12 protein-coding genes are annotated in these 12176 nt (G+C 39.6%); 6 read left to right on the top strand and 6 right to left on the bottom strand.

All coding sequences use genetic code 11. The features are described 5' to 3' along the window. Positions 1-7: 7 nt before the first annotated feature. From Q0688_RS17535 to Q0688_RS17515, 5 genes are read right to left on the bottom strand one after another with little or no spacing between them, the layout of a single operon-like run. A complete protein-coding gene (locus Q0688_RS17535; RefSeq protein ID WP_299079926.1) occupies positions 8-268 on the bottom strand; it encodes an acyl carrier protein in 261 nt (86 codons plus the stop codon). Continuing rightward, positions 255-1832 (bottom strand): amino acid adenylation domain-containing protein, encoded by a 1578-nt coding sequence (locus tag Q0688_RS17530; protein ID WP_299079923.1) that lies wholly within the window; start codon positions 1830-1832, stop codon positions 255-257. Before Q0688_RS17530 ends, Q0688_RS17535 begins: the two co-directional genes overlap by 14 nt. Continuing rightward, entirely contained in the window at positions 1829-2980 is a 1152-nt protein-coding gene (locus tag Q0688_RS17525; RefSeq protein ID WP_299079920.1) for an acyl-CoA dehydrogenase family protein, read from the bottom strand. The genes Q0688_RS17530 and Q0688_RS17525 overlap by 4 nt, the downstream gene beginning before the upstream one ends. A 3-nt stretch (positions 2981-2983) precedes the next feature. Further along, on the bottom strand, positions 2984-4177 hold the full coding sequence (locus Q0688_RS17520) for a HupE/UreJ family protein (RefSeq protein WP_299079917.1): 1194 nt from the start codon (positions 4175-4177) through the stop codon (positions 2984-2986). A 57-nt stretch (positions 4178-4234) separates the two neighbouring features. Further along, on the bottom strand, positions 4235-6757 hold the full coding sequence (locus tag Q0688_RS17515) for a condensation domain-containing protein (RefSeq protein WP_299079914.1): 2523 nt from the start codon (positions 6755-6757) through the stop codon (positions 4235-4237). A gap of 167 nt (positions 6758-6924) precedes the next feature. Between Q0688_RS17515 and Q0688_RS17510 the strand changes: the two genes are divergently transcribed. The 5 genes from Q0688_RS17510 (at position 6925) to Q0688_RS17490 (ending at position 10610) form a co-directional block, all read left to right on the top strand. Beyond that, positions 6925-7677, top strand: a complete 753-nt coding sequence (locus Q0688_RS17510) for a 4'-phosphopantetheinyl transferase superfamily protein (RefSeq protein WP_299079911.1) — start codon at positions 6925-6927, stop codon at positions 7675-7677. Further along, positions 7658-7882 (top strand): hypothetical protein, encoded by a 225-nt coding sequence (locus Q0688_RS17505; RefSeq protein WP_299079907.1) that lies wholly within the window; start codon positions 7658-7660, stop codon positions 7880-7882. Before Q0688_RS17510 ends, Q0688_RS17505 begins: the two co-directional genes overlap by 20 nt. A 700-nt stretch (positions 7883-8582) precedes the next feature. Then, positions 8583-9149: an RNA polymerase sigma factor gene (locus tag Q0688_RS17500; protein WP_299079904.1), complete on the top strand. Its 567-nt coding sequence runs from the start codon at positions 8583-8585 to the stop codon at positions 9147-9149. Then, positions 9142-9633: a hypothetical protein gene (locus Q0688_RS17495; RefSeq protein WP_299079902.1), complete on the top strand. Its 492-nt coding sequence runs from the start codon at positions 9142-9144 to the stop codon at positions 9631-9633. Before Q0688_RS17500 ends, Q0688_RS17495 begins: the two co-directional genes overlap by 8 nt. A gap of 26 nt (positions 9634-9659) precedes the next feature. Further along, positions 9660-10610 carry a hypothetical protein gene (locus tag Q0688_RS17490; protein WP_299079899.1) on the top strand — a complete coding sequence of 317 codons (951 nt, stop codon included), beginning with the start codon at positions 9660-9662 and terminating at the stop codon, positions 10608-10610. Between the two features lie 24 nt (positions 10611-10634). On the opposite strand, the gene ispB is transcribed toward Q0688_RS17490, so the two are convergent. Then, positions 10635-11606 carry an octaprenyl diphosphate synthase gene (gene ispB, locus Q0688_RS17485; protein ID WP_299079896.1) on the bottom strand — a complete coding sequence of 324 codons (972 nt, stop codon included), beginning with the start codon at positions 11604-11606 and terminating at the stop codon, positions 10635-10637. Between the two features lie 252 nt (positions 11607-11858). On the opposite strand from ispB, the gene rplU reads away from it, so the two are divergent. Further along, positions 11859-12170 carry a 50S ribosomal protein L21 gene (gene rplU, locus Q0688_RS17480; protein WP_299079893.1) on the top strand — a complete coding sequence of 104 codons (312 nt, stop codon included), beginning with the start codon at positions 11859-11861 and terminating at the stop codon, positions 12168-12170. Positions 12171-12176: the final 6 nt, after the last annotated feature.

Below are 12176 nucleotides of genomic sequence, written 5' to 3'. Positions count from 1 at the left end.
TTGTTTGTTAATCCCGTAAAATATTGTGGGTTAGATAACTTACAGTGTTAATACTTCTAAAATTCTCAATAGTAAAAAAAATGGGAGGAATTTTTATTTGGTATTCTGATTCGACAAAACCCACCAACCTCAACATACCTAATGAATCGATATCAAGCTCGGTAAGTAAATTGTCATCTAGGTCCAGTTCGATATCTTCTTGTAACACTTCTTCGCATAAAAATTTACAGATCGATTCTGAAATATTAGCTATTTCAATTGTTGTCATGTTCAGCCTCTTTACTTAATGCAGTGCGGTTAATTTTATCTGAAGTGGTACGTGGAAATGATTCTCTAACCTTTAATACCGAAGGAATTGCATAGCTGGGTAAGCGCTCTTTTAAATATTGATTGAGTTGTTTGGTATTGCAGTCAATGTCGCCCTTAATAGTATAAGCCCCATGAACTTGATTGCTGTGATCTTCAAGTTTGATACTAAATACAGCGGCCTCTTCAATGTCAGGAAAGGAAACCAGGGTAGATTCTATTTCGTCTAATTCAACTCTGTAACCACGCACTTTTATTTGGCGATCTTTACGGCCTAAAAACCATAAGGTTTGGTCTTGATCTAATTTGACAATATCGCCAGTTCGATAAAATTTTTGTCGTAATTCATTGACGCCATCTTGTTGAAAATAAAACACATTTTGGTTTAATTCGGGCCTACCCCAATATCCCTGCATCATGGTAGGTGTTCTCACTAACAACTCACCACTTTCTCCGTATGCTACTTGGTTATTATTTTCGTCTACGACTAATGCCTCTGCAATTTGGGATATTTTTCCAATCGGGATGTTTGTTGTTGATTGTTGCACATCAGTTATAGTGAAACGTGTACAACCATTGATTTCCGCTGGGCCATAAATGTTATCGAATGTTACCTGAGGTAATTGTTCGATTAACGTTATGAGATGTTTGATTGGGAAGGGTTCTCCACCGTACATAATGCGTCGAAGTTGTCGCAAATCTCTGTCAGCTAGTTCGCCACGAATAGACAATTGAATCAGAGCATAAGGCACAGTGAATAGCACCGTCATCTGACTGATTTCGATCAACTTCGCGTAACTGGCTGGCATCTTAGTGTATTCATCCGGAATCACAATAGTGCTGGCGCCCACAAAAGCAGTGGCAAACCAATCAAATGTAGAGATATCAAAATGTAATGGTGAATGATTGCCTATACGATCTATCGCTGTGAGTTTTACTTCATTTGCAGCCCATTTTGCATAAACTAACCCACTGGAATGAGTATGCATGATGCCTTTGGGTTTGCCCGTAGAGCCAGACGTATAAATAATGTAGGCAAGATCACTTTCAATAATTTTTACTCGTAAATTACAGGTGGAGAATTCGGCATGAATTTTTGCCCAACTGATGGAGCTGCAATTTTCAATCGACTGGCTACAGCCCATTAAAGTGAGAGGTTTACTGAGTTGCTCATTGACTTTAGTTAGACGTTTGATTTTATTATCAGCGCTGATTAGAACGTCAATCCTACAGTCTTGAATAATCTCTGCAATACGACTTGCTGGAGCGCTAGGATCTAATGGAACGTAAGCGGCACCTGCCTTGAATATAGCGTAGACTGCAATGGCCATTTCCAAGCTTTTATCCATGTAAATGCCAACACGATCTCCTTTTTTTACTGCATTTTTATTTAGACAGTGAGCAAGTTGGTTAGATTTTTTGTTTAACGACGCATAATTCAACGAGTCTTGTAAACAAAATACCGCATCAGCATCAGGAGTTTGATCTGCATAATGCTCTACCAAATGATGGAGTAAAAAAATCATAGCCCTAAAATTCCTGCAACGATGTTACGTTGAATATCTGAAGTACCAGCATACAAAGTCCCACCAACAGCATCTCGTAAGTCTCTTTCAATTTCATATTCAGTTAAATACCCGCGACCTCCGTGAATACGGATAGCATCAATGCTTGACTCCATAAAGGACTCACTAAGGTGCAATTTGAGTAAAGCAGATTCGAGCATAGCCGATTGACCTTGCCCCTTGAGCCATGCGACTTTGTAAAGTAATAGTCGGCTGGTTTCGAGCCGTAAACGCATCTCCACAACTCGGTTGGCTACGGATTGGAATTTGCCAATAGACTTACCAAATTGTTTACGTTTTCTAGCAAAGGCTAAACATTCATCAAGCTGACGTTCCATTGCACCCAACTGGCTAGCCAAGATGCAACAGCGCTCCCAGTCTAAAAAGCTTTGAGATACACCTACTCCTGAGCCAACAGTTCCCAATATATTTTGTTCGGATACAAAACAGTTTTTGAAAGTGAGTTCTCCAATGGGCACTGTCCTAAGTCCCATTTTGGTTTGCTGTGCACTTTGTTCAAGGCCTTGAGTGCCTTTCTCAATTAGAAACGCTGTTATCCCCCAATTGCCTAATGATAGGTCGGTTGAGGCATAGACTAATATCAAATCTGCAATAGGCGCCAAGCTAACTAAGCATTTTTTCCCATTTAGCAAATAACCACCATCGCACGGGGTTGCTGTGGTTTGCATCGAATAAGCATCTGAACCGGCTTCTGGCTCGGTCATTGCGTGGGCGCTGATGATTTCTCCCCGACACATTGCAGGTAGATACTTTTGTTTCTGTTGCTCGTTACCCACATGTAATATGGGTAATTGTACTGTCCACATTTGAGCATTGAGCGCAAAGGTCAATCCATTGTCTCTACAACCATAACCAAGAGCTTCCATGGCCAACATGGCGGTCATAAACTCAGTATCTTGTTTGCTGTGATTGTATTGGGACGCAACGGACATACTTAAAATGCCAAAGTCCGCACATTTTTTCCAAAGTTCAAATGGAAATTCGCAATTTAAATCTCTAGCTGCGGTGTCAACGTTGAGGTTTTTAGTCGCAAAATCCACTATATCTTGTTTAAAAGCTAACTGTTCAGATGACCATGAAAAATCCATGCTTTATCTCAAACCCAATAAATCAAGTACCCAATTCATCGCTGCACCGGCAGGTAAATCAATTTCAAAACCTCTTTCGATAAACCAATACATTGAGATAATAATTAGTACTGCTGCTGCGCTTTTAAGGAATAGTTTGGGATATACCCAACTATTGCGCAGCAAAAATAAAATGGGGAATAACACTGCCACTATTGCGACTTGTCCTGCTTCTACGCCAAGATTGAATGATAATAATGACAAGGTAAGGTAGCTTTCAGGGATGGCATAGTTACTTAATACGCTGGCAAATCCAAAGCCGTGAAATAGACCAAATACAAACACAACTAGCCAAATTCTGCCGCGAAAAATGGGATAAATAATATCTAAAGCAGCAATGGCAATGGATATGGCAATAATGGATTCAACTAATCTTGACGGCAAATTGACTAAACCCAATGTGGCGGCACTAAGAGTAATAGTATGCGCAAGAGTAAAAACGGTTACGATTTTGACCACGTAAATAAAGGAAGGGTAGAACTTTTCGGTGGGAACCCATTCCTTTTTGAGTCTATGTACAACTGCGGGTAGTAATAAGGCTAACAAGAATAAAATATGATCAATGCCTTCCCAAATATGATGAATGCCTAATTTGAACATTTCAAAATAGCCTTGCAGGACTGTAGATTCAGTCAGGTCTAACCGTCGTTTAGTATCGTCAGGAGTAAATATAAGCGCTATATTTCCTTCATCGTCAAAGGTACCACTGCGCCAATCATTTTCGATCACTACAAACCCGCGATGGTTCGGTTCGACATCAAACAATATGGAATATTCAAAATCAATAAATTCAGGGACACTGGTTAAGTTTTTAAACGAAAAGTTCAAGGCAAGATATTGCGCGCTGGGAATGGAATGTAAGAAAAAATCATTTAGAACAATGCCTTCACCAATATCTATGCTGACATGTTGCGAATAATACTGCTTAATCTCGGGCAGATAACGTTGAATATCCTCAGGCTTAACACTTTTATCAGTGGCTAAATTTAAAGATAGCGCGCGATTGAGGTCTGGAATATTGATTTCTAATCGGCCGTCTATGGATGTGTCGTTGATTGTTAGAAACACATAACTTTGTTCCAGTTCATGTGAACAAGCAAAGTTGCTAAATAACAGCATGGACGCCAAAGTAATTACTTGAAGGGCCTTAACAATCATATTTTTTACCTTTAGCATTTTTAAGTTCCATTTTTATTCATGAATTGTTATTCAGTCTTAGATTATACTTTTAAGTAAGCTTTTTCTTAATTTTTCGGCTATGTCCGCAACATAGGGGTAGCGCAAAACTTCTAAGTGGACTTTACCTTTTATGTCAATAATATCGATATTTTTTGCATGTTTAGTCCAACCTAAACACATCATAGACACTCGCCAGTACTGCTGTTTTTTACAACGAAATACTGTGATTTTTTGTGACATTTTTACAATGTCGGGTGTTAAATGTGCCCAGCCAACATCATCAATTATGGAATAGGGCACTTCTTGTGGAGTCACTTTGGGGGGACTTTGGTTATTAACTTGCTCAGTAGTGTCATCTTGAATTACTGGGTTTTTGGTGATACCCAGCTTTTTATTGATTAAACGCTTAGCCTCAACGACATTGAGTGTTTTTAGCTTGCCTATATAATATCTGCAACGATTTTCGATGAAGCTATATTTGTACAGTGCTGAAACGGTATAAAAAGCCCAAGTATTTATGATCCCTAAGAACTGGCAAGTTTCACCTAATTTCTCGATTTGTTTTCCCATTTCAAAAGCGATATGGGAACCAGTGCACATACCAATTAATTGATAGGGGCCGCGGGGTTGAATTTTTTTCATTTCTGTAACATAAATACTAGCCAACTTAGGAATTTCAGAAGCATTAATTTGCCTAACGGCATTGATATCTGGTGGATTTTGGATAACGTAAACGGGAAAATCATCACCTAATTGATTAGATAAATTAGCGTAGCCCAAAGTGTTTACATCAGGTGAAGCAATACAAAAAACTGGAGTATACTTGCCACTTTTATTTATGGCTGTGACAACATTAGGGTTAAGTGGCCAATTTTTTTCACTGATAGTTTTGGCCATATGCCTTATGGTAGGTCGTTGAAATAACGATAACATGGGTATTTTCTTACGTTCAGCCTTTTCGACGCTTGCCAGCAGCTGTGCAGCTTTAATGGATGTTCCACCTAGAGTAAAAAAATCATCATCCAAGCCGATATCTTGTACATCCAAAATGCGCATCCATTCGGATTTTAAATATTCTTCTAACCAGTCTATTCTGGTTTCTTCTCGGCCCGACGTATTTTTTGCACTTTGCACAGTCTCAATAGAGCCTTCCGAATCGACTAATGCATGTAGATTTTTTTCTTCTGTATGGTTTACATTTGTCTCTGTATCTTTGCAGACTAGGTTTGGCAATTCACTCAAAAGCGTCTGGTCATCGACCTTACATATCGTGATTATCCAATCTTTTAGCTGCAACAAAATATCAGCTAAAGGAGCGACACTTTGCGACTGATTATCCAGTTTCGCAAACAGATTCAATTCATTCCCAGTGTCTTCAATGGATAAAGTTAATGGGTAACTAGTGGACATGTTTGATGGTAAAGCTTCAATGCTTAATTGTTCTGTTTGGGTTATTTTTGCCGGGGCAAGCCACACTAGTATGGAATCAAAAAGGACATGTTGGATAGGGAGATCACTCCATGTTTGCAGTGTTGTTGCAGGAGTGTGCTCATAAGCGGTTTTTTTGTAGGCTTCTTTTTGCAGATTTTGCAGCCATGATATGACGGAGAATAACGGCGAGAACTTAACCCTAATAGGCAAGTTGTTAATAAATGAGCCAATAATTTCTTCAACTCCTTCTAGCTGCGGTGGCCTACCCGATACCACCACTCCAAAAATGACGTCTGAATTTTGATTATATTGGTTTAATACCATAGCCCAAGCACCTTGAATTACGCTAGCCATGGTAAGTTGATTTATTTTGCAGAACTTTTTGAGGTGCAACAATTCACTTGAATTAAACGTTAGACTGGCATTTTTAGACTGCCCAACCTGGGTAAGTGCTTTGTTAGTAATAAACGTTTGTTGCGTAAAACCGCTGAGTTGTTTGAGCCAATACAATTTGTTTTGTTTTGTATCGATTTTTTTAAGCCAAGTTATGTAGTGCTTGAATGATGGGGCGATTTGATAAGTGGCTTTGGCTTCATCTAAGAGTTGTTGATATAGCCTTAATAACTCATCGAAAATAACAGGAATACACCATCTGTCTATTACAAGATGGTGACTACTCCAAATTAATTGGTGGGAGCTGGGTGAACAAGCGATCAATATCACGCGCATAAGTGGCGCATTGATAGGATTAAATCCCAATTGCCGGTCTTTTTGGCAAATATCAAGCAGCTGAGTATCTTGTTCTTTAGAAGATAGGTGACTTAAATCAATAAATTCAAAAGGCACTTTTAGTTGTGCTCGAACTACTTGCTGCGGTGATTTTAACCCTTCCCACACAAAAGCGGTACGCAGTGCAGCATGGCGTTCAATGATGGCTTGCCAAGCCTGTTTGAACTGGGATTGTTTAAGCTCTCCATTCAATATAAAACGAGTTTGATTAAATAAGACATCCTGCTTATTAAGGTTTGAATGGCTATCACTAGACGATGACAAGCTACAAGCATAAAAAAGCATGGTTTCTTGCATAGGAGAGAGAGGATAAATATCTTCAACGTTTTTTAACTGCAAGTCTCTACTACCTATAATCTGTCAAATTAATGAATCACTCATCATGTGTTTATATCATAAACATATAGCTTTGATTTTAACCAGCGTAATTCATTTTTTGGTAAGAAGTGTTATAAAACAGCATTAATAATGCTCAGTTAATAATATATGAGTACTTAAGGGGAACTGTGGAAAAGAAATTGAAAAACAATGAAGTACACATATGGCTTATTAAGTATGACAGCAAAAAAGTATTTACGGTTTGTTCGGCGTCGACTCTCTCGAACGAGGAAGTAATAAAGTCTAATCGTTTTAAGAGAACCCAAGATGGTACAGTTTGGGCGTTTTTTCATACGGCAGTTCGAGAGATATTAAGTCGATATGTAGGTTTTTCTGCTGCAGACATTCAGTTTGCTCTAGATCAAAAGCAAAAACCGTATCTCAAAAATAAGGTTGAACTACCTCTATATTTTAATCTCAGCCATTCAGGGCATATAGCATTGTTGGCAGTAACTAATTTGGCTCCAATAGGCGTGGATATTGAAATCGCTAAAGAGATCCAAGATGCTAGAAATGTGGCATCGAAGTTCTTTTCTAAACAAGAAAATTTGGGATTGTTAAAGGTTAATAGGGACGAATTCATACAACACTTTTATCAAATATGGACAGCTAAAGAGGCGGTTATTAAAGCCAATGGATGGGGGATGTCTTCACCATTAGATTCCTTTGATGTTAAGGTTGAGCACTACGCCCATTGGTTTTCTCCTATTTTACGTCCGCCAATTGCAAGTACTGGCGTATATTGGATCAAACACTTATTGCTTGAATTAAATTGTTGTTCTGCGGTATGTCTCAATATTATCGATGAAAAATCAATACAATATTTTGACATCAACCGAGTGATAGTGAAGGAAATGATTTTTGAAAACAACTATTTATAGCTCTCAGGATATAGTGAAAATAGTCAATTATGTTGGTTTAGATGTATTTATGGATGAAGCCATTGCAGCATTGACCCATACCTTTACTGACTTTGATAATGCAGCATATGAGATCCCTATACGAGATGGTATTGAATATCACCATCCGACTCTTGGGCTAGTAGAATGGATGCCGACTATGAAAGTCAATAGTCATATTGTGTAACTGACCGTAGTTAAACCAATCTAGTTGTAGTTTGGCAACAGCAGGTAACCAGTAGGCACTCGCCACCACAGGGAGATGAAAAAAATAACTAATAGAATACGATCGAAGTAGTAGCCCTGATTAAAATAGAAACTATATCCCAGAGTCGCTTATGGCCAAACGATGAGAAATCCTAAAAATATTACAAAGAAACGAATCATCTCACCTTGCTGGAAGACTTACCATTCGCTCTTTAATGACCCTTTTTTCCAGAGGAACAGTAACAATGCGCTCAATAGTAATAGGTTAATTACACCAATATTACTGAGTACTGCAAGTGTTAACTGTGGTTCAAAGTAAGATTCATGAGGTAAATTGGCGAGTCGATTAATTAATCGTCCAGTCACCAAGTAAACACTAAGTGTGGTTAAAACAGGGATTAAAACCTGGCTAATAGGTTTATTCAACCAAGGCGCCGTTTTCGAAATTGGTAGAAGTGCAATCAATCGGGAAAATAAGGGATTAAAAGTTGAAGAGTTATTCACTGACACTTGAGCCCTTTTATTGTTTATGACTACATGCTAAATATTTATCGTCTCTTTCACTTAATCATTGTTGTTCATGGTTATTCTTACTATTTCAAATTTTTATTTTGGTGCTTTAAACCTTTGTGATCTACCCTGCGACTAATCTTTTAACACAACAACAATAAGACATTAGATTGACTACCCAAGGAAATGTTGTCGCTGCCCAACATAAGTTTGCCACAAAAAGTGAGTGGGACTTAATAAAAGCTGTGCAGGACGGAAACAAGCAAGCCTATAACCGCTTGTACCAGCAATACATTGGCCAAGTATATGGGTTGTGTTTTCGGCTGACAGGCGAAAAGACCATGGCTGAAGATGCCGCACAAGAAGTGTTTATTCAACTATGGAGAAAAATTGGTAATTTTAAGGGTGATAGTAAGTTTTCGACTTGGCTGCATACGGTAACGTCGAACATCACCATTTCTTATATCCGAAAGCAAAAGGGTTGGTTGCAGAAAATGTTTAATATCGAAGACTCTGTGGCCATGAATGCCGAAGCAGATGAGTCTAGCAGTCAGATAGATCTACAAAGTTATGTCGCAAAGCTGCCCGAGAGAGCAAGAATTGTATTTGTATTACACGCCATTGAAGGCTACCGCCACGAGGAGATTGCCACTATGACCAATATGGCAGTGGGCTCCAGTAAAGCGCAATTCCACCGCGCTAAACAGTTATTGAAGGAGTGGATGGGCTATGAATAAATCAAATTTTGAAGAGGTATTAGCCGAGCAGCTAACCAAAGTGGATAAAGAGCAACAACCCGAGCGAGATCTGTGGCCGGGCATTGAATTAGCTTTGTCGAGTGATACACAAGATACATCCCCTAGTGTTGTGGGCGGCAAAATGTATTTGATCGCAGCAACCACTGCCATATTTGGCTTGATCGGCTGGTTGTCGGTTGGCCAACAGCCTGTTTCATTGACAGGAGATGGTTTGGTAGCGTCATTAAGTGCACAGCACTTACAACAAAAAAATGCGTTATTAGTCAAATTCGAAGATCAGCCTGCATTGACGCAGAACTGGCAAAGCCAATTGACTGAGCTGGATGCCGCCGCTGAGGCCATAAAAGCAGCTTTAAAAAATGAACCCAATAATATGGCGTTATTAAAGATGTTGCAGAGTGTACATCAACAGCAAATTAATTTAATTGAACGGGTGCATTCACCCAAGTGGTCACATATTTAATGTGTAAAGTTTCTAGGAGTGTAAGTATGAAAAAGATATTAACGTTTGCAGGGTTTTGGTGCCTTAGCTTAGGTGTATTAGCTACTGAAAAGGTGGATAAGTCACTTGCTGTTTCAGAAAGCCCCTATGTACAAATTGAGCACATCAACGGCTCAGCTAAGGTGATGGCTTGGGATAAATCAGAGGTAAGGGTAGTAGGCACATTAGGCGAAAGAACTAAAAAGTTCATTTTTGAGCAAGATGGCAACGAAGTGCTTATCAAGGTAAAAATTAAGAACAACAGAGGTTGGGGGAATTGGGGATCGGATGATGGAGATGATTTAGAAATATTCGTGCCGCGACAAAGCAACCTATATTACAGCGCGGTAAATGCTAGCGTTAGGGTTAAACAGGTGCGAGGTGGCGCAACAGTTGAAACAGTGAACGGTTCGATAAAAGTCGAAGAATTAGCAGGGCGTATTCGCTTAGAATCAGTAAATGGCGATATATCTGCCAATGCTTTAGAAGGTGATGTCAAAATTGAGACGGTTAATGGTGAGATTGAATCTCGTAGTGCCAAAGGAAGCGAGGATTCTTACGGTTCGGTCAATGGTGATATTCACGTAACGAGTGAAAGCCGTGATATTTCTGTTGAAACGGTAAATGGCGATATTAAGTTAATGCTGGGTAATGTTAGCCAGCTAATGATGGAAACCGTCAATGGTGCAATAAATGCACAATTAGAACTGGATGATAACGGTGAAATTGAGGCGTCTTCTGTAGGAGGATCTATTCGTTTAGCGTTACAAGAGGATGTATCGGCACGATTTGATATTGAAGGACATGCGGGCGGTAGAATTATCAACAACCTGTCTGACGATCAAATGCAGAAGGCTAAATACGGGCCTAGTCGCTGGTTAAAGTTCGCTTTAAATGGTGGCAGTGCCAAGGTGGAAGTGTCGAGTGTCAGCGGCAGAGTAAAGCTGGATAAAAAATAATAATGGGCGGGTACGTGACAAAAACTATGCCGCCCTTTCAACCGCAATTTTCGCCAGCCCAATAAGAGCCTCTTTATATTCAGAGCTGGCGATTGGAGCGAGCGCTTCGATAGCTTGCTCCGAAGCTTCTAAGGCCAGCTTTTTGGTGTAATCAAGAGAACCAGTTTGCTGCATTGTGGCCATGATTTCATCAAAGTGTTGCATGCCGTTACCACTTTCTATGGCTTCTTTTATCTGCTGACTTTGGGTTTTGTTGCCATGCCACATGGCATATAAAAGCGGTAAAGTAGGTTTTCCCTCAGCCAAATCATCACCCACATTTTTACCCATAGTGTCGGGGTCAGCAGCGTAGTCAAGAATGTCATCAACCAACTGAAAAGCCGTACCTAAATATTTTCCATATTCTTGCATGGCGAATTCGATTTCTTTATTTTGCTCAGTTAGGACGGCGGCAAGCAAAGTGGCCGCTTCGAATAAACGCGCAGTTTTACTGTAAATTACTTGCATATAACTAGCTTCGCTGGTGTCGGGATCATTGCAGTTCATTAATTGCAATACTTCGCCTTCAGCAATCACATTTGTGGCGTCTGATAAAATCTCCATCACCTCCATGCGTCTTAAACTCACCATCATTTGAAATGACCGGGTGTACAAAAAATCACCAACCAAAACGCTGGCCTGATTGCCAAATACGGCGTTAGCCGTCTCTTTGCCACGGCGCATAGTAGATTCGTCGACTACATCATCGTGAAGTAAGGTGGCTGTGTGAATAAACTCAATGATGGTGGCGAGTGTATGATGTTGATTGTTTTGTATCTTTAATGCTTTGGCTGCAAGTACAGTTAGCAACGGGCGTAGGCGTTTTCCACCACTATTGACAATATAAAAACCTAACTGATTAATCAGCGACACTTCAGAATCAACTTGTTGTTGGATGAGCTTGTTTACTGCCAACATATCTTGATGTGCGAGTTGATTAATCGTTTCTAATTTCATACTGATATTTTACCCATATTGAATGAAGTTCAATTATGAACTGCCGATCTGCTGGTGGATTTTACAGAAATTTATTAGGGTATCCAGTGGCACTTTGGCCTGAATCAGTAAAAATGTATTAGCAAGTTTAAAGCGTTTGATAATTAACCAAATTAATTAAGAAATAGGCTTGCTAGGTGGTATCTGTTCACGTACAATCCGCCGCCTGTTTTATGAATATACGTGTCAAGAGACACAGTGCGGAGTTTAATTATGTACGCGGTTTTCCAAAGTGGTGGCAAACAACACCGTGTGGCTGAAGGTCAAACCCTTCGCCTAGAAAAAATCGAAGTGGCTCCAGGTGAGTCAATAGAATTTGATGAAGTCTTAATGGTAAGTAATGGTGACGATATTAAAATCGGCACTCCTTTTGTAACTGGTGGCAAAGTGACAGCTGAAGTTGTTACTCATGGTCGCGGTGAAAAAGTTAAAATCGTTAAGTTCCGTCGTCGTAAACATTCACGTACCCAAATGGGTCACCGTCAGTGGTTCACAGAAGTGAAAATCACTGGTGTTAGCGCTTAAGTAGGA

It is taken from the genome of uncultured Paraglaciecola sp., assembly GCF_937123705.1.
Classification (GTDB): domain Bacteria; phylum Pseudomonadota; class Gammaproteobacteria; order Enterobacterales; family Alteromonadaceae; genus Paraglaciecola.
Note: the sequence above shows the minus strand (reverse complement) of the source record. Positions and strands in the feature narration are given on the sequence as shown.

Bases quoted from the DNA above. Each gene is read 5' to 3' on its own strand.
- Q0688_RS17535 (WP_299079926.1), bottom strand. From the start codon at position 268: ATGACAACAATTGAAATAGCTAATATTTCAGAATCGATCTGTAAATTT.
- Q0688_RS17530 (WP_299079923.1), bottom strand. From the start codon at position 1,832: ATGATTTTTTTACTCCATCATTTGGTAGAGCATTATGCAGATCAAACT.
- Q0688_RS17525 (WP_299079920.1), bottom strand. From the start codon at position 2,980: ATGGATTTTTCATGGTCATCTGAACAGTTAGCTTTTAAACAAGATATA.
- Q0688_RS17520 (WP_299079917.1), bottom strand. From the start codon at position 4,177: ATGATTGTTAAGGCCCTTCAAGTAATTACTTTGGCGTCCATGCTGTTA.
- Q0688_RS17495 (WP_299079902.1), top strand. From the start codon at position 9,142: ATGAATAAATCAAATTTTGAAGAGGTATTAGCCGAGCAGCTAACCAAA.
- Q0688_RS17490 (WP_299079899.1), top strand. From the start codon at position 9,660: ATGAAAAAGATATTAACGTTTGCAGGGTTTTGGTGCCTTAGCTTAGGT.
- ispB (WP_299079896.1), bottom strand. From the start codon at position 11,606: ATGAAATTAGAAACGATTAATCAACTCGCACATCAAGATATGTTGGCA.
- rplU (WP_299079893.1), top strand. From the start codon at position 11,859: ATGTACGCGGTTTTCCAAAGTGGTGGCAAACAACACCGTGTGGCTGAA.